The organism is Pseudoalteromonas sp. J2K-J599 (assembly GCF_059295115.2).
Genome location: NZ_CM200272.1, coordinates 517,382 through 535,468, shown reverse-complemented (window position 1 = coordinate 535,468; position 18,087 = coordinate 517,382). Strand labels below are relative to the sequence as shown.

General features: G+C 38.7%; 18 protein-coding genes. 4 read left to right on the top strand and 14 right to left on the bottom strand.

The annotated features are described in order from the left end of the window. Positions 1 to 143: 143 nt before the first annotated feature. From AC5NT5_RS19200 to dnaK, 11 genes are all read right to left on the bottom strand, one after another. Complete coding sequence (locus AC5NT5_RS19200; protein WP_494513814.1) at positions 144 to 1,619, bottom strand: SLC13 family permease; 1,476 nt, start codon at positions 1,617 to 1,619, stop codon at positions 144 to 146. Positions 1,620 to 1,628: 9 nt separating this feature from the next. Then, positions 1,629 to 2,585, bottom strand: a complete 957-nt coding sequence (locus AC5NT5_RS19195; RefSeq protein WP_182671145.1) for a porin — start codon at positions 2,583 to 2,585, stop codon at positions 1,629 to 1,631. A gap of 176 nt (positions 2,586 to 2,761) precedes the next feature. Continuing rightward, positions 2,762 to 4,126, bottom strand: coding sequence for a sigma-54-dependent transcriptional regulator (locus AC5NT5_RS19190; protein WP_182681615.1), 1,365 nt, complete (start codon positions 4,124 to 4,126; stop codon positions 2,762 to 2,764). Beyond that, a complete protein-coding gene (locus tag AC5NT5_RS19185) occupies positions 4,119 to 5,849 on the bottom strand; it encodes a sensor histidine kinase (RefSeq protein WP_494513813.1) in 1,731 nt (576 codons plus the stop codon). The genes AC5NT5_RS19190 and AC5NT5_RS19185 overlap by 8 nt, the downstream gene beginning before the upstream one ends. 190 nt (positions 5,850 to 6,039) lie before the next feature. Further along, positions 6,040 to 6,303: a CBU_0592 family membrane protein gene (locus AC5NT5_RS19180; protein WP_024595558.1), complete on the bottom strand. Its 264-nt coding sequence runs from the start codon at positions 6,301 to 6,303 to the stop codon at positions 6,040 to 6,042. A gap of 161 nt (positions 6,304 to 6,464) precedes the next feature. Continuing rightward, on the bottom strand, positions 6,465 to 6,716 hold the full coding sequence (locus AC5NT5_RS19175; RefSeq protein WP_024595559.1) for a hypothetical protein: 252 nt from the start codon (positions 6,714 to 6,716) through the stop codon (positions 6,465 to 6,467). Positions 6,717 to 7,021: 305 nt separating this feature from the next. Continuing rightward, entirely contained in the window at positions 7,022 to 7,390 is a 369-nt protein-coding gene (locus tag AC5NT5_RS19170; RefSeq protein ID WP_182753265.1) for a response regulator, read from the bottom strand. Between the two features lie 92 nt (positions 7,391 to 7,482). Continuing rightward, positions 7,483 to 7,887, bottom strand: coding sequence for a DUF1761 domain-containing protein (locus AC5NT5_RS19165; protein WP_341601045.1), 405 nt, complete (start codon positions 7,885 to 7,887; stop codon positions 7,483 to 7,485). 150 nt (positions 7,888 to 8,037) lie between these two features. Further along, positions 8,038 to 8,499 (bottom strand): Cys-tRNA(Pro) deacylase, encoded by a 462-nt coding sequence (gene ybaK / locus AC5NT5_RS19160; RefSeq protein ID WP_341601047.1) that lies wholly within the window; start codon positions 8,497 to 8,499, stop codon positions 8,038 to 8,040. Positions 8,500 to 8,595: 96 nt separating this feature from the next. Beyond that, positions 8,596 to 9,732, bottom strand: coding sequence for a molecular chaperone DnaJ (gene dnaJ, locus AC5NT5_RS19155; RefSeq protein WP_182737520.1), 1,137 nt, complete (start codon positions 9,730 to 9,732; stop codon positions 8,596 to 8,598). Positions 9,733 to 9,934: 202 nt separating this feature from the next. Then, positions 9,935 to 11,851 carry a molecular chaperone DnaK gene (gene dnaK / locus AC5NT5_RS19150; RefSeq protein WP_494513812.1) on the bottom strand — a complete coding sequence of 639 codons (1,917 nt, stop codon included), beginning with the start codon at positions 11,849 to 11,851 and terminating at the stop codon, positions 9,935 to 9,937. A 241-nt stretch (positions 11,852 to 12,092) separates the two neighbouring features. On the opposite strand from dnaK, the gene AC5NT5_RS19145 reads away from it, so the two are divergent. Beyond that, positions 12,093 to 12,908 (top strand): thioesterase family protein, encoded by an 816-nt coding sequence (locus tag AC5NT5_RS19145; protein ID WP_494513811.1) that lies wholly within the window; start codon positions 12,093 to 12,095, stop codon positions 12,906 to 12,908. On the opposite strand, the gene AC5NT5_RS19140 is transcribed toward AC5NT5_RS19145, so the two are convergent. Next, positions 12,897 to 13,643 carry a substrate-binding periplasmic protein gene (locus AC5NT5_RS19140; protein ID WP_518528060.1) on the bottom strand — a complete coding sequence of 249 codons (747 nt, stop codon included), beginning with the start codon at positions 13,641 to 13,643 and terminating at the stop codon, positions 12,897 to 12,899. The two genes, AC5NT5_RS19145 and AC5NT5_RS19140, sit on opposite strands and share 12 nt — an antisense overlap. A gap of 164 nt (positions 13,644 to 13,807) precedes the next feature. Here AC5NT5_RS19140 and AC5NT5_RS19135 point away from each other — a divergent pair, with 164 nt between their 5' ends. Genes AC5NT5_RS19135 through AC5NT5_RS19125 form a run of 3 tightly spaced genes read left to right on the top strand, consistent with a single transcriptional unit; the run spans position 13,808 to position 17,234 of the window. Then, positions 13,808 to 14,974, top strand: a complete 1,167-nt coding sequence (locus tag AC5NT5_RS19135) for a paraquat-inducible protein A (protein WP_239022739.1) — start codon at positions 13,808 to 13,810, stop codon at positions 14,972 to 14,974. After that, complete coding sequence (gene pqiB, locus AC5NT5_RS19130; RefSeq protein WP_494513809.1) at positions 14,971 to 16,626, top strand: intermembrane transport protein PqiB; 1,656 nt, start codon at positions 14,971 to 14,973, stop codon at positions 16,624 to 16,626. Before AC5NT5_RS19135 ends, pqiB begins: the two co-directional genes overlap by 4 nt. After that, positions 16,626 to 17,234 carry a PqiC family protein gene (locus AC5NT5_RS19125; RefSeq protein ID WP_494513808.1) on the top strand — a complete coding sequence of 203 codons (609 nt, stop codon included), beginning with the start codon at positions 16,626 to 16,628 and terminating at the stop codon, positions 17,232 to 17,234. The genes pqiB and AC5NT5_RS19125 overlap by 1 nt, the downstream gene beginning before the upstream one ends. On the opposite strand, the gene AC5NT5_RS19120 is transcribed toward AC5NT5_RS19125, so the two are convergent. Together AC5NT5_RS19120 and AC5NT5_RS19115 are read right to left on the bottom strand one after the other, a co-directional pair. Then, positions 17,231 to 17,572, bottom strand: a complete 342-nt coding sequence (locus tag AC5NT5_RS19120; RefSeq protein ID WP_310736084.1) for a GNAT family N-acetyltransferase — start codon at positions 17,570 to 17,572, stop codon at positions 17,231 to 17,233. The two genes, AC5NT5_RS19125 and AC5NT5_RS19120, sit on opposite strands and share 4 nt — an antisense overlap. 201 nt (positions 17,573 to 17,773) lie before the next feature. Further along, entirely contained in the window at positions 17,774 to 18,001 is a 228-nt protein-coding gene (locus AC5NT5_RS19115; RefSeq protein ID WP_370626123.1) for a hypothetical protein, read from the bottom strand. Between the last annotated feature and the right edge of the window lie 86 nt (positions 18,002 to 18,087).

The window sequence follows — 18,087 nt, the reverse complement described above, 5'->3', positions numbered from 1 at the left end:
TGTTTTTCGAGCAATAACACTAATTATCTAAAAAAGAGCTTATTAAGCAATATAAATAAGCATAAAGAGTAGCTTTGTTTAAATTGTAAATATAAACAAAACTACTCTGGTAATAGGTTGGTTGGAACTAATTTAATGAGTGGTTAAAAATTAAACACCTGGGCTGCAATCGTCACTGTAACCAGTGTTATTAACGCAATTGCTACAATATTTAATACAAAACCCGCTCTTATCATATCGCGCATTTGTAGTTGACCTGAACCAAAAACAATAGCGTTAGGCGGTGTCGCTACAGGCATCATAAATGCACAGCTACATGCAATAGCGGCAGGAATAACCCATACCAACGGTGAACCTGTTATAGACTCAGCAACAGGGCCTAATAAAGGTAAGAACCCTGCGGCTGTTGCGGTATTACTTGTGATCTCAGTTAAAAACGTAATTAATGCAACAACAACAAGTACACTCATAACAAGTGGAATAGTGCTGGCGCCTTCAATTAGATGAGCAATAAATTCAGCAAGCCCTGATGACTTAATTTGAGATGCAAGTGTAAGTCCGCCCCCAAACAATAGCAATACGCCCCAAGGCACTTGTGAGGCATTTTGCCAATCAAGAATTCGCTCATCACTGCCTTTATTCGCTGGCATTACAAACAACAGCAATGCCGCTGCAATTGCAATAGTAGTATCTGAAATATTAAGGCCTGTTATGTCACCTAATAAAGGTCTAAATATCCAACAAAGTGCTGCTAAAACAAACACAAATAACACGCCTTTTTCGGCGCGCTGCATTATACCTAGGTTTTTTAACTGTGTTGAAAACACCGCTTTTGTATCAATTTTCTGATCGTTTTTAACATTAGCATCTACTTTATACGCAAATTTAGTAAGCCAAACCCAGCTAATAATTAGCATGCCTAAAGACAGTGGTACGCCTACAATCATCCATTGCGCAAAGCCAATTTCTATTTGGTAACTATCTGACAAGTAAGCAGCCATTAAAGCATTAGGCGGAGTACCGATTAAGGTAGCAATACCACCAATACTTGCACCATAAGCGATTGATAACAGTAAAGCCTTACCAAAACCTTCATTACTCGGGTCTGATTGCTTAACTAAATTAGTAATTGAAAGCGCAATAGGCAGCATCATTACAGCTGTTGCGGTATTAGACATCCACATCGACAAAAATGCGGTTACCAGCATCATTGCTAAAATTTGCAAGCTTGGCTTTTTACCCGCATATAACATGGTGCTTAGCGCAATACGTTTATGTAACCCCCAACGCTCCATAGCAATAGAAATTAAAAAACCACCTAAAAATAAAAATATTAGCGGGTGCGCATACGGGGCAGCCACGCTTTTAATTGCTGCTATATCAGCAAGTGGTGATATTACCAGAGGGAGCAAAGCAGTTGCTGGAATTGGTACTACTTCGCTCACCCACCACGACGCCATCCAAAATGCTAAACCTGCGGTTTTAAATGCCGCTACAGACATACCCGTTGGTGGATCGAGTAAACATGTTAATAGCATTACTACAGGGCCTAGTATCAAAAAAAGCCATTGGAAATGTCTTTTCTTATCTGGTTTTTGCGTGAGTATATTATCTGTCATGGCTGGCCTCTAAAATTTGTATTTAAGACCAAGCGCAACACTGCTGTCGTCTTGTTCTTCTAAATTAAGGTCGGTGTATAAAAGGTAAGCAGTTGTTTGCTTATCAAATACATAGTCAAGGCCCGTAGTCCATTGCGTTGCCTCAGAAGTTTGACGAAGTAAAGAGTCATCTTTAGCAAACTGTAATTTAGGTACCCATTTATCAAGCGTATAGCTTGCACTTAACACATAACCGTTACCTGATTTTATACCATCTGTTGATTCAGAATGCTGATACAGTGCACCAAGCTGTAATTGTTCAAATTTATAGGCTGCTGCTATTCGGCTCGCATTAATATTATTGAGAGAATCAACATGGCTTAATGATAAGTAATATGAGGTGTTTTTTAAGCTACGATCACCATAAATAAAGGTTGCTGCAAATCCAGCTTCGTTATCTTTGTTGTCATCTTTTGGAGCATAAGTAAACGAAAATTGCGTATTATGCCAATGCTTAGAAGTGTATGTTAGCGTATCACCAAGTCTATCTTGTCCTGCAATAACTTGGGCTATGTCACCTTGGGTTTCATTAAAGTTATCAACTTTGCCTTCAGAGTATTTAAAGCGAGTATCATTTCTTCCCACTACAAGCTCGCCAAATTGACCTTTTAAACCAAGGTATGTATTCCTTGCACTAAATGGCTCTTCGGTGTCATCTTGCTCAAAGCCTTTTACTTGCACTTCGTATTTAAAAACAACGTTTAAATATTCATTTAATTTGTGTTGCCCTTGAATACCTATACGCGAAAATGGCGCTTCAATCTGCGTGCCTTCTTCTGCGTAACGCATAATACCCGTATCTGTATTAGCAATTTGCACTTCGGCTTTACCATAAACATCATATTCAGTAGCGCAAGCCGTGTACGAGTAAAAAGCAAAGCTACTTATTGAGGTGAGTAAAATAGTAGAGTGTGTAAACTTTATCATTATGTGTCCTAATTATTAGAATCTACTTGTTGTCAGACCTAATAAGGCAACTTTACTGCCAATGGTAAAATACTTTTATATTTCAGATGGTTAATGGGTATTGCGTATAAAAAAGAGAATAAATGTGCGGTTTCCCACACATCATAAAAACGAAGTTGTCACATAAACCACACAATTTAGTCAATAAACATATCGCGGTTTAAATTGTATTTACTCATTTTATCGTAAAGGGTTTTACGAGCGATTTGCAGTGTATCCATCGTATTTTTAATACTGCCATGGTTTCGCTCTAGGGCTTCTTCTATTAACGACTGCTCATAAAAAGCAACTTTTTCAGATAGGCTTAAATCGGGAGAAAGCTCACCTTTAGCCTGCGTTTTGCTAACACTAAAAGCAAGTTCTACTCCTAATAAAACCGCGCGCTCAGCTTGGTTTCTAAGCTCCCTTACATTACCAGGCCAGTCGTACGCTAAGAGTCGCTGTTGTATTTCGCTATTAAGAGGTGCTGGCGGCTTGTGATAGCGTGTTGCTGCAATAGAGCTAAAATGCTTAAACAGTAATACTATATCTGCTTTGCGAGCTCTAAGAGGCGGTATATCTACTTTTACCAAGCTTAGTCGATAATATAAATCTGCTCTAAATTCACCTTTTTCAACTAATAAAAGCAAATCTACTTTAGTGGCTGCAACAATTCTTATATCTAACTCAATTGCTTTATTATCACCTACTGGAGTTACTTTTCGCTCCTCTAATACGCGTAATAATTTAACCTGCAACGACATTGGGGTACTTTCTATTTCATCTAAAAAAACTGTACCACCTTGTGCAAATTCAAACTTTCCCTTACGAGTGTGAGTTGCTCCGGTATAGGCACCACTTGCAGCACCAAATAACTCGCTTTCTATCAACTGCTCAGGCACCGCGCCGCAATTTATAGCAACAAAGTTACTTGCTGAGCGAATACTTTGATCGTGTAAGTAACGCGCTATAAGCTCTTTACCCGTGCCAGTTTCACCTTCAATCATTACATCAGCTGGGGTATCAATAACCGTATTGAGCAAATGCATCATATCTTGCATTTTAGGAGTATCACCTAGGATTCGTACACCCGGCGCTGAGGTTTTTTGTACAGCAAGTTTTAGTGCACGATTTTGAATCACTAAGCTACGCTTGTCGCATGCTCTTGCTATGCAATCAAGCAATGTTTCGTTTACTGGTTTTTCAAATAAGTCATACGCGCCTAATTGCATAGCTTTAACAGCAATAGTTACATCGGCGTACCCTGTTAAAAATATAACCGGCAGTTCACTATCAAATGCCGTGACTTGCTCAAGCAAAGTTAGCCCATCCATTGCAGGCATATTTATGTCACTCAGTACAACGCCCATAAAACGTCGATTAAGCTTTGTTAGAGCCGTACTTGCATCATTAAAGCACTCAACTGTATAGCCTTCGAGAGTAAGTAATTGTTTTAATGAATCTCTGATCATCGCTTCATCATCAACTACAATGATGTGCTTACACGGTGAGTTTTCAATCATCTGTTTTATCCTGCGTGCTTGATAGACTGATTATAAACTCAGCCCCGCCTTGCAGTCGATTGTGCGCACTTAAAGAGCCATTAAACGAGTCAATGATTTGTTTTGAAATAGATAATCCAAGGCCTAAGCCGTTACTCTCTTTAGTACTATAAAAAGGTTCGAAAATATTACCAAAAGCATGTTGCTCTATTCCTGGCCCTGTATCTAAAATTGAGAGTTTTACTCGATTATCAAAGCACTCAACATTAAAACTTAATTTACGTGTTATTGCGCCATTCATTGCTTGGCTCGCGTTAGTTATTAAGTTAACCAACACTTGCTCAAATTTAAGTGAATCAACCCACACTATTAACCCACTATCTAAATTAGGCTGCTCTACGTGTACGTTATCTTGCTTTAGTTGTGAGCTGGCAATCATCAAGGCGTTATTTAATAAACCAGCTAACGGATAAGGCCTTAATTGAGTTTGTGATGGTTTGCTAAAATGTTTTAGCTGCCCCACTATTTTGTGTACGCGACCTACAAGCCCCTCAATCACCGTTATGCTTTCGCCAAGTGCGGTGTAATTTTGCTTAGCGAGTAAACGTTTGGCGCTTGCTAGGTATGTATTCATAGCGCTAAGGGGCTGGTTTATTTCGTGATTAATACCTGCGCTTAACTGCCCAATTGTTGCAAGTTTTGCTGATTGAACTAATGCAACTTGCGTTTTCTCAAGCTCTTGTGTGCGCTCAATCACTTTTTGCTCAAGACTATGCCTAGAGTAAACGAGCTTTTTATAACCCGCAAAACGAGCAAGTAAACTATAACCAACGATAATAACTAAAGCATAAATGCTAAATGCCCAAAACAAGCGTATTAATTGAGCTGAATTTACTTTTGTTATATCAACAAGTACGTTCATATGTGCACTAAAATAACGCAGTGGTTTTGTTGCACTCACATAAAGGTTTTTATTAATTTTAAAATGCGAAATACCCTGGCTCTTATATTGAAATTGCTTAATATATACAGGTTGATGATCTAAATAAGCACGGCGTAATTTTATATTACGTCGCTTTGTTATATCAAACTCGCTGAAGCTATTTAAACGCCATGTTTGCATATCAGACATCGCAATTACATTATCACTAAGTTCTAAATAAAAATGGCTACCTTTAGATGTATTTAAAAGCTCTCTGTCGTTTTCAAATTTGCTTACATTCACTTTTAATACAACAACACCAACCGCTTTGTTGTCGTGATAAACAGCCTGCGAAAAATAAATGCCACGCTCTTTTGAACGCATACCTAGTGCAAAGTAGGCCACTTTTTCACCTGCAAATGCACGTTTAAAGTAAGGTCTAAAGGCAAAGTTACTGCCTAAAAATGTGTAATCGGCTTGCCAGTTACTACTTGCCGTTACTGCGCCTTGGGCATTAAGTACAAATATATCTGATGCACCACTGGCTTGTTGTATATCAGCTAAGTAATTATTTATAGCGTTGTAATGGGCTTGGTCGCCGTTTGCAAATTCAATCATTAATTGATTATAAGTAAGTAGCTGGGGAATAGCCGAAAAACGAGCGAGTTCAGTATCAATGTAATTATTTAATTGAGTAACCTGACGCTGCGCTTGAGCTGTTGCTTTTTCAATATCGTGAGCGCGGCCTACCCAAAATGTAACAACCAAAATTAATACTAATAATATACATACTGTAATTATTTTTTTAGAAAACGTAAACATGGCCTACCCGAGAAATAGCCTAAAAATTTAAGGTCGCTAGTGTAACGACTTATATGAGGCAGGGATATAAACTTTTTGTTAACAAATGAATTTAATTATACTTATTAATTAAATCTAGTCCTAAAAACAAAAAACACCGCAAACAGGTGTGCTTGCAGTGTTTAAGGTTTAGAACAAAATTAATACGTTATTAATTTGTAGCTAAAGCTGATCTGTTTTTTAGGTATTTGTATAAACCAATTAATGAAGCAGCTATCCAAAATATTTCTATCACAAAGCTAGCTAAATTAAAGTTATAGCAAAGGCTAATTAACAACAAAATCGCCCCTGTTAAATTCATCATATTATACGTTAGGCTAGATGGGGACGTTTTTCCTAGCTGCAGTAAGAAAAATGAACCAACTACTAAAAAAGTACCTGTCATACCTATGATGTCAAATAAGAGTGCTATCACGAAACTATCCTTTATCCATTTTTAAATAACCCAATAAACTGGCCCGATCCATGGGGAGGGTATTTTTTCATTCATTGAAACAGCAAACCGAGCGATTCTATCAATATGGTAAATTCTAACAAGGCCATATGTCCGTATGAATAAATTTAACTGTATCTGAATTATTTAAACGTTACTTTGCCACCAATTATTTTATAGGCAGGCGCACCACGAATAATCGCTTCTCGGGCAAAAGGCCGACTACAGTTAGGGCAAATACAGGGCTCTTGTGTAAAGTCTTGACTAATACGCTCTTTAAAACACTTAACTAATGCTCCTTTGCCTCCTTTTCGATATTTAAATAAGGAAGCTTTACAAGCAGAGCAAAAAATATCGACCGTTTTAGTGGGGCCTTTTTTATTAGGTTTTGCCATTAAGTCCTGCTGTACTATATAAAAAATTATTCTTTATGATACCAGTTTATAGCAATTCGTTTAATTAAGTGATCTATTTAGAGGGTAGAAAAACGTGTTGATAGCTAGGCGAAAATTCGCTATTTAACTGTTCTAAATGAGAATTTTTTAACACAGGGAGAGATACATTTAGCCTCGCAAAATGATTAGGTATTATTGCTTATTGGTATTAGGTAGATAAAGGTGACCACTGGGTTGTAAAATTTTTACGCGGTATGGATACTAAAGTGAGCTCATAATAATTTAATGATGATGAAAAATATAACCTAATCTTTGAAAAAGAAGCGGTTTAATTGAGATGATAGTACATTCATGTTAAAAGGTTTGATTATAAACCCCGATACTTTAGCTGCAATAACTTGCTTAACTTTATCTGTACTATCCTCACAGGTAACCATCAACACAGGAATACCGGCAAGGGCTCTGTCTTTTCGAATGTTTGTGAGTAAATCAACACCATCCATTTTTGGCATATGAAGATCTGTAATAACCAAATCGAAATGTTGGTCACGCAATAAAGCCAAAGCTTGTAATCCATCTGTAGCTTCAACGATATTGCAATACTCCAATTTTCTTAGCATATTAATTAAAACATGACGCATGAGCGGCATATCATCAACTACTAATATTTTCATTAATACCGCTACCAAATCATGTAAATACGATTATATAAACCTACTCTACTCTCAGGTAAGAATCAAACCGGGCATTAACGGCTACTCAACCCTTACGGCCAAATACCTAAAATAAGCCCCATTAACGAAAACTGTAAAATACAGTAACTCCCATTAATTAAAAATAGCTTTAAAGGGCGTTGCTCAAATATATAACTTAATCCTAGTGAACTACTGATCCAAAAAAAGCCGATCACAAAGCCTGTGCCTATGCACTCAACTAAGCTTGCGTCTTTACCTAAAAATAGAGACAACATTAAAGCCGCTATAAATACTAAAAAGAAGCTGCCACCAAATATCAACTTAGGATTGGCTGATTGTAAATCAAGGTCAGTTAAGCCAACACTTTCTAGCCAAGCGTTTTTAAAAAGTGCTTTTGAGTACCATATGCCGCCAAGCATAAAAGAAGACAGTGCAGCCATCAGTACTGCAAAATAGTCCACATCTAAAAGGTTCATACAAATAGCCGTATACAAAATGTGTAATACCGTTTGGTATTAAATATTAACGATATAAAGATACTCTCAATGTAGTTACAAATAGGATATTGAGCAAATTGCTCAACTTGAGTTAATTGCCTTTATGGAGAGTGATTTTAAAAATAAAGTCTATAAATCGCCAAATTTAGCGTTAGTTAACGCCGCTAAATTAGTTGGGGAGAGTGCGATTTCTAAACCTCGCTTTCCGGCGCTCACATAAATAGTATCAAAAAGTGAAGCACTCCTATGAATAAACGTAGCTAAGCGTTTTTTTTGCCCAAGTGGACTGACTCCACCTAAAATATAACCCGTGCTAGCTTGAACTTTTTGCGGGGCAGCCATGGCTACTTTTTTGGCACCACATAATTTTGCTAACTGTTTTAAGTTAACTTGTTGCGACACAGGAGTAACAGCAACAATTAGCTGCCTTTCATGCGTTTCAAGAACAAGTGTTTTATAAACTTGGGCGCTATCTAAATTTAACTTTTCTACAGCCTCAAGCCCATATTGACTATTACCTGCATCGTGCTCGTAACTGAGTACTTCAAAGGGGATTTTTTGTTTTTTAAGTAATTCGATTGCTGGGGTCATACTATTTAATCGTGTTTTTTTTAACAGTAACAAAAATAAAATTTAAAGCAAAAAAACGACGCTAAAAAGCGCCGTTTCATTATTAATAATTTAAATTTACTTAGTTAAATCATCAAAAAACTTTTTAACACCGTCAAAAAAGCCTTGCTCTTTAGGACGATTTTTCGAGCTATCTGTACCCATACTTTCATCTAACTCTTGCAGTAGTTCACGTTGACGCTCGTTAAGATTAACTGGCGTTTCGATTACTACCTTACAAATTAGATCGCCTTGGGCACCACTTCGAACAGACTTAACGCCTTTGCCACGCATACGGAACATTTTGCCAGTTTGCGTTTCAGAAGGTATTTTAAGTTTTGCACGACCATCAAGTGTTGGCACCTGAATTTCGCCACCAAGGCCTGCTGTTGTAAAGCTAATTGGTACTTCACAGTATAAATTATTTGCTTCACGTACAAATATTTCATGTTCGCGAACAGATACTTGCACGTACAAGTCGCCAGATGGCGCGCCGTGCATTCCGGCTTCACCTTCACCAGTTAAGCGGATACGGTCTCCTGTATCAACGCCCGCTGGAATTTTAACTGAAAGCGTTTTAGTTTTTTCTACGCGGCCCTGACCATGACATTTGTTACAAGGGTCTGAAATAATCTGACCTTGTCCCTGACACGTTGGACACGTTTGCTGAACAGCAAAGAAACCTTGGCGCATTTGTACTTGGCCAGCACCATGACATGTAGTACATGTTTTAGGCTTTGAACCTGCTTTAGCACCACTGCCATCACACGGCTCACAACCCACCCATGTTGGCACTTTAATTTCAACTTCTTTACCACGAACCGCTTCTTCTAAGCTCAAGTCCATGTTGTAACGTAAGTCAGAACCACGTTGTTGACGAGATTGACGTCGACCACCGCCACCAAAAATATCGCCAAATACGTCACCAAATACATCACCAAAATCGCCATGACCGCCACCAAAGCCGCCATGACCACCGCCACCGCCTTGCTCAAATGCCGCGTGACCATGTTGGTCATACATTTGGCGTTTTTGAGGATCAGTTAAAATCTCGTAAGCTTCTTTAACTTCTTTAAATTTAGTTTCAAGCTCTTTATCGCCTGCGGTACGATCTGGATGATATTTCATCGCTAAGCGTTTATACGCTTTTTTTATGTCTCGCTCACTCGCATCTTTGCTTACGCCGAGGGCTTCGTAATAATCGCGTTTTGACATATCTATCACACTACTCTTTTCTGTTTGCAGCGTGAGCTGCTGGATAAACCGATAAATCGCATCGATTTATCATTGAATTTTTAAACCTTAAATACATGCAAAAGGCGCGACAAGCTATTGCTCGCGCGCCTCAATTGTTCATCCTAACCTAAACACTCGATTGAGTTAAGTGTTTTTGGCTAGCGAGAAGCGTTAGCAACAATTACTTGTCGTCTTTCACTTCTTCGAACTCTGCATCAACAACGTCGTCGTCTTGCTTAGCTGATTGCTGTTGCTCGCCTGCATCTGCTGAACCTTGCTGTGCTTTCGCTTGTGCAATTTCCATTAGTTTTTGAGACTTTTCAGCAAGAGCTTGAGTTTTAGCTTCAATCTCTTCTTTGTTGTCGCTCTTAATAGCAGCTTCTAAATCTACAACAGCCGCTTCAATCGCTTCTTTGTCTTCGCTTGGTAATGCATCGCCAGCTTCTTCAATTTGCTTACGAGTACCGTGTACTAGAGCATCAGCTTGGTTACGAGCAGCTACAAGTGCTTCAAACTTTTTATCGTCTTCAGCATGTGCTTCTGCATCACGAACCATTTTTTCAACTTCTTCATCGCTTAAGCCTGAAGATGCTTGAATTGTGATTTTTTGCTCTTTACCTGTATCTTTATCTTTTGCAGATACATGTAAGATACCATCGGCATCAACATCGAATGTTACTTCGATTTGCGGTGTACCACGTTGTGCTGGGCGAATACCTTCTAGGTTAAATTGACCTAAAGATTTATTGTCGCTTGAACGTTTACGCTCACCTTGTAACACGTGAATTGTTACAGCAGATTGGTTATCTTCAGCTGTTGAGAATGTTTGCGATTTCTTAGTAGGAATCGTCGTGTTTTTCTCAATTAATGCAGTCATTACTGAGCCCATTGTCTCAATACCTAGAGATAATGGAGAAACGTCTAGTAATAGTACATCTTTAACGTCACCAGCAAGTACACCACCTTGAATCGCTGCGCCTACTGCAACTGCTTCATCAGGGTTTACGTCTTTACGTGGTTCTTTACCGAAGAAATCAGCAACTGTTTTTTGTACTAAAGGCATACGTGTTTGGCCACCAACAAGAATAATATCGTTGATGTCGCTTACTGATAAATCAGCATCAGCAAGTGCACGTTTAAGAGGCTCTAGAGATTTAGTTACTAAATCTTCAACTAGTGATTCAAGCTTAGCACGTGTTAGTTTCACGTTCATGTGCTTAGGACCAGATGCATCAGCAGTTACATACGGAAGATTTACTTCAGTTGATTGTGCAGATGACAGTTCAATTTTTGCTTTTTCAGCAGCTTCTTTAACACGTTGCATTGCAAGAGGATCAGTTTTTAAATCTAAACCTTGATCTTTCTTGAATTCAGCTACTAGGTAGTTGATTACACGGTTATCGAAATCTTCACCACCTAAGTGAGTATCACCGTTTGTAGCAAGTACTTCAAAAGTGTGCTCGCCTTCAACTTCATCAATTTCAATGATTGATAAATCGAAAGTACCGCCACCTAAGTCATATACTGCAACGATGTTTTCGCCACGGTTTTTATCCATACCGTAAGCAAGTGCCGCAGCAGTTGGCTCATTGATAATACGCTTAACTTCAAGACCCGCAATACGGCCAGCATCTTTCGTTGCTTGACGTTGTGAATCGTTAAAGTATGCAGGTACTGTGATTACAGCTTCAGTTACTTCTTCACCTAAGAAGTCCTCTGCCGTTTTCTTCATTTTTTTCAGTACTTCAGCAGAAATTTGTGGTGCAGCGCGTTTTTCGCCACCCGCTTCTACCCATGCATCGCCGTTATCAGCTTTGATGATTTTAAACGGCATAATGCCGATATCGCGTTGTACTTCTTCGTCTTCAAAACGACGACCAATTAAACGCTTGATTGCAAATAATGTGTTTGTCGGGTTAGTAACCGCTTGACGCTTAGCAGATTGACCTACTAATGTTTCGCCGTCTTGCGTGTAAGCAATAATAGACGGGGTTGTGCGATCGCCTTCCGCGTTTTCAATAACACGTGCTTTGCCACCATCAAGTACTGCAACACAAGAGTTTGTAGTACCTAAATCGATTCCAATAATTTTACCCATGAAACTTCTCCAACTTCAATATTCGTTAATACGTTCGATGACATAGTAAATAGGGATGCGCCAAACTTATTTCAACTGTAAAAATGAAAAAAAATCCATTTTTTGTGATTTATTTACAAAATAACCCTAATAATTGTAAGGAATGGTGATTTTTGCACCGCCAGAGACGTTTTTAATTACTGGTCTGACTAGTTTGGTTGTGTTATAAATTTATTAAATCGCACTATAAAAGGACATCTTCATGCATTTTGAACAATTACTTCTCCAAGCTACAAAAATTGTAAGTTCAGACAATACCGAACAATTAACTAGCACAATGCAATTTCCAGAAAACTGGTGCCAAGGCAGAACTGCTTTTGGTGGGCTCTCAGCCGCACTGTTGTATCAAGCTATCAGAGGAAAAGTATCTAATGATCGTCGCCTACTCTCACTCAGTACAAATTTTGTAGGGCCGTTACTAGCTGATACTCCTTTTTCGTTATCGGTAGAAATATTACGACAAGGTAAAAGCAGCACACAGGTACTCGCCAAAGCGATTCAAAATGAACAAGTGTGTGTAATTGTACAAGCGTGTTTTGCTAAAAGTAGAGAGTCGGGTGTAAATGTGCCTGTTTCAAAGTCTTTAGGGTTAAAACCGGTAGACGAGCGCCATACTCTACCTTTTATTAAAGGCCAAATGCCTGAATTTTTTCAACATGTTGATTTATGCCCTCAACAAGGTGCCATGCCATTTAGTAGCGCAGAAACTTCTCACTTAGGGGGCTGGATGCGCTTTAAGCACACCCCAGAGCAAATAACAGAAGCGCATGTAATTGCATTAACAGATGCATGGCCACCTACGTTATTACAAATGTTTAAACAACCCGCTCCAGCTAGCAGCATGTCATGGTATTTAGAGTTTGTACAAGAGCCAAACTTATCACCTGGAGAATGGCTTGGCTTTGAAGCAATCACTCATCATTCAAAAGATGGCTATGGTTTAGAAGATGGCTGTATATGGTCACAATCCGGTGAGCTAATAGCGCTTACACGTCAAACAGTGGCGTTATTTGATTGATGAATGGGTTTGGCCTTCATCAACAATTCTTTTATAAGTACCGTTTTGCTTGATGAGCGCCAAACCAATATCAAACTCAGTAGCTAAAGAGAAGTTATTAAAATAAGCAGGTCGCTCTGCTTTTGGAAATAAAGTGTAAATTTGCACAGCTTCGGGTGATTTATGTTGATTGTAGTAATAGTAAAAAATACGCTTATCTAACACAATTATATCCACCCAACCTTTTAACAGCTTATCTACTTGCGCTTTTTGATTAATAACCTCTTGATATGAGCTAAAGTGTTTAACATTACTTTTAAATATAGAAGGCAGATATGCAGTTGCATTTTGAAAAGCAAGAACATTTTTATTAAACATGCCTTCTATTTCATCAATATTATATTTATTTCGCTTGAGTGTAATGGCTACATTTTCATAACGAAGTACCGGTTTACTTGGGTAAATACCAGGACTACTTCTTCCTGCATAATTTAAAAGTATATCCACTCCTTTATTATGCAATTGATGCTCAGCGCGTTTATTCGGCATATATTGCACATTAATATTGGCAAATCCATTAGCCTTTAACGCGGCTTTGATTAAACCTAGGTGTATACCCGAGTCTGTTTTTGCAAAAACATAGGGCGGGATTGATGCGCTCGCGGCGATAATTACTTTTCGCTCTTTATTAATAGCCACAGCATTTTGCGAGAAAATAAAGAGCCACATTAATATGCAGTACAAATAATATTTCACACGCTTCTTTTATATAACGAGCAGCTTGATGGCAGAACGCGTTGTATTAATGTATTAAATATAGCAAAATTGAAGAAATATTCTTCTTGCTTGGTATTAAATTGCAAACTGTCTGCCCCTGTTGTGATCTGATCATAGATATACCTCGCATAATCGCAAAACAAATGGCGATATGCCCACATTGTCACCATAAACTTTGCGAAGCCGATGTTAATCACGACAGTCGCATAGTTGCACTAAGCTTTAGCGCACTATTAATGTTGCTCAGCAGTATGTTTTACCCTTTTATTTCATTTAGTAGTAGCGGTATAACTCAAACTATTACACTGCCCGACGCGGCTCGAATTTTGTTTAATTATGATAGTGAACTACTTGGGTTATTTATTGATTTGAGCATTATTGCCCTGCCCATGGGTTTGCTTGTTATTTTAATTCCTTTGCATCTTGGGCTTTTAAAAGCATTACCAGAGAGCATTGCAAGGCGACTACTAAAGTTCACTTTGGCGTTAGAGCCTTGGATTATGTCGGAAATATTTTTAATTGGCGTACTTGTTAGTATGGTTAAAATCATGTCGCTGGCTGATATTAGCTTCGGCACGAGTTTTTGGGCTTATGTGGGGTTTGTTATTTTATACATAGCTGCACTTGTTCACTTAAATCGCCCACGCTTATGGGCTCAAATAAAGCCTGTAAAAGTACTCGAAGGCGCAGAGCATGCTAAACGTGCAATAGATGAAAATATTAAAGCCTGCCATGTCTGCCATCAACTATGTACCGGTAATATTTGCCAGCGTTGCCATACAAAAACACACGTCAGAAACCCTTATAGCGTACAAAAAGCAGCAGCTTGGCTAATTACTTCTGTTGTTTGTTATATTCCAGCAAATGTTTTACCTATTATGCACACCACTAGCCTTGGGGATGAATCACCTTCAACTTTAATTGGTGGTGTTATTACTCTTTGGAACAGTGGCTCCTACCCTATTGCCGCTATTATATTTTTAGCCAGTGTGGTTGTACCGCTTGCTAAGGCATTTGTATTGAGCTTTTTATGCTTTATGGTTACAAGGCCTGCCAATAAACATACAAAAAGTTACACCCGAATTTATCAACTGACTGAGTTTATTGGAAAATGGTCGATGATAGATGTATTCGTGGTTGCTATTTTAGTTGCCTTAGTTCAACTGGGTAATTTAATGTCAGTAACACCAGGATTAGGCATTGTATTTTTTACAGTTATGGTAATATGCCAAATGATGGCTGCCCATGCCTTTGACCCACGCTTGTTGTGGGATTCCCCTAAAAACAAAAAATCAGAGAACAAAGCATGACCGAAACTGCCGAAATAACAAAAGAACCGAAAATTTCCGCTATCTGGATCATTCCGGCAATTGCGCTGTTAGTGGGCATGTGGATGTTATACCAATACCAAGCTAATAAAGGCCCTACAATTTTTATCGAAATGCCACAAGCTGAGGGCATTATTGCAGGTAAAACTGAAATAAAAGTGCGCAGTGTAAAAATAGGTCAAATTGATCATGTTCGACTATCAGACACCCAAGACAGCGTTATTGCCCGTGCGCAAATAGACAAAAACTACAATAACTTATTAACTGATGATGCCAAAATTTGGGTCGTAAAACCACGCATTGATGAAACGGGTATTAGCGGAATGAGTACGCTATTGTCTGGTGTATATTTAGAGTTTTCACCCGGTGAAAGTAAAGAGCTAAAAGAGCGTTTTAAGTTACAAGATGAGCCCGCCCTCATTGGTAAAGATGTGAAAGGTGGTCGTTTCAAATTAATGAGTTATAACGCTGAAGTGCTTGATGTGAGTACCGGTATATTTTTCAAAAATTACAAAATAGGTCAAATAGAAACCGCCACTTTTGATTGGGAAAACCAGGCAATGAAGTACGGCGTATTTATTAAAGAACCTTATCAAAATCTCATCACCATGAACTCTATTTTTTGGGTGAACGCAGGGATTGAAATTGACCTATCTGCCGATGGCATCAATATTAATACGGGCTCTTTAAGTAAACTTTTAAAAGGCGGCATTTCGGTTGGCTTACCTGAGCAACAGGCCCCGGGTGAAATAGCACAAGATGGGCATAGCTTTTCATTAAGCCAAAGCTATAAAGAAGCGCTAGAAGAGCGCTTTTACGATTTTGATTACTACCTCATTGAATTTGAACAATCAGTTCGAGGACTACGCACAGGTGCTCCTGTCGAATATAGAGGTATGCGTGTAGGTACTGTTGTTGAAACCCCTGCCAATGTAATTATTGACGGTAAACCTGCCCACTTTAGAAACCATAATACGGCGGTTCCAGTACTTATAAAAGTAGAATACGGACGCTTGTATCATGACAGTGCTTCAGCTAAAGAGTATTGGCAAGGTAGTTTAAAAGGCTGGATTGAAAGTGGTATGCGCGCCTCGTTAAAGCCTGGTAATTTATTAACGGGTGCAGTGTATGTAGATTTTGATATATACCCCGACGCGCCAGAAGCACACCTAGGTAAACTTGTGCAGTATGATGTTTTTCCGAGTATTTCTAGCGGCATAACCGTATTAGCAGACCAAGTCTCTGACGTACTTAATAAGGTAAATAACTTAAAAGTTGAAGATAGCTTAGCACAAATGCAAGCCACATTTACCGATTACCGAGCGCTTGCTAATGAAATGCGAGAGCTACTAAGCCAAAAGGATACACAAAACTTACCAGGTGACTTTAATCGTAATTTCGAAAAGATGACAAAAAGTATGGAGCAGTTTGAAGTAACTATGCGCCAATTTGATAAAACCATGGCCAGTTACCAAGCCGGTTCTGAACTTCATCATCAAATACAGCAAACATTAAAAGAGTTTAAACGTTTAAGTGAGGGCCTACAGCCTCTAACTCGCGGATTAAACGAGCAACCTAATATGCTAATTTTTGATAAATCATTACCAGCAGATCCAAAACCAAGGAAGCAATAATGAAATCGTTATTTTTAACCGCAAGTTTATTATTACTATTGGCAGGTTGTAGTTCAGCAATACAAACTGCGACACAGTATTACCAGTTTGAGCAGCCTATAGGTGCATCGTCTCGAAACGTTGCAGATACAGATGCGCAACTAAGAATACAAACTGTTGTACTTAGAGGCGCTTTAAATAATTTGGGCATTGCTATGAAAGTAGATAGCAACCAAATTCATGCTGCAAATTATAACCTGTGGGGCGAATCGCCGGATGTAATGCTTACTGCAACAGCCCAGCAAACACTTTTTAATGCTATGCCCAACTGGATGGTAATAAAAGGCTTACCGGTCATTACTGAACTTGATCAACAAACGTTTTATGAGCTTGAATACGAAATTCACCACTTTAATGGCGATATGCAAGGTAACGCTGATATTTCTGGGCTTTGGCGTTTATATTACACACACCCTGAAACAGGCCGACGTCTTATAAGTATTCATAATTTTTCAAACCTAGTGCCTATTGGTGATGATGGCTATGACGGCCTGGTTTCGACACTTGAAGCAACATGGCTAAATATAAACCTAAATGTTGCAAAACAAATAGAACAAGCAAGACTTTAATCATTAAGTGACAATATAATCACGGCGGTTTTATCATCATTGATAACCGCCTTGCCCTCTATTTTAAAACCCAATTTTAACAACACATTCTGCGATGCCCTATTATCTGGTGATGTTATTGCACACAGTTTTGTAATTCCAAATTCATGCTTATGTTGCAAAAGTGCGCTGGCCGCTTCAAAAACATAACCCTTTTTTTCAAAACCGCTTACAAGTGCAAAACCTAAATCAGGTTGCAGTAACGCGGCGCGTTTATAAAACCCAACAACGCCAACCACTACAGCATTATGCAAAGTAATAATGTAAGGCCCAAAGCCTTGGCGTACATGAGAAGCAATAAATGACTAGGGCCTGTTGACCTTTCAGGATTAAAATCTGTTCAATCTAGGGGCGATTTAATCGCGGCGTGAGGTTTGTAACCTAGTGGGCTAAGTAAAAACCGAGCAACAAAGAGTTAATTGCCCCTAGGTAGAACCCTTCGGGCAGCGCATGTTTGGCATTTATGCTTTGTTATCGCCTATTTATGGGGAATAACCACACTACATAGGCTCTGCCTTGCCTAAATACCAAACATACTGCTGCAAATTTAACCTCGAAAGATAAACAGGCCCTATAATGTACGACTTGGCATCATCAAGGGTATAAATTGCTTTATCACCAATATGCTCTATGAAGCTCGCTTGATTAACTAGCTTAAGTAAAATAGCTGCATCAAGCTCATTTGCATGGCGCAACAACAATCGATTTGTTTTAAATACAGCGTTCAATGTAAGCTCCTCTAAAAAACTTTGTTTTGCATGTAACTTTTTGTTGACTGAAATTAAAAAGCAGATTATTTTTGCGCCGATGTTTT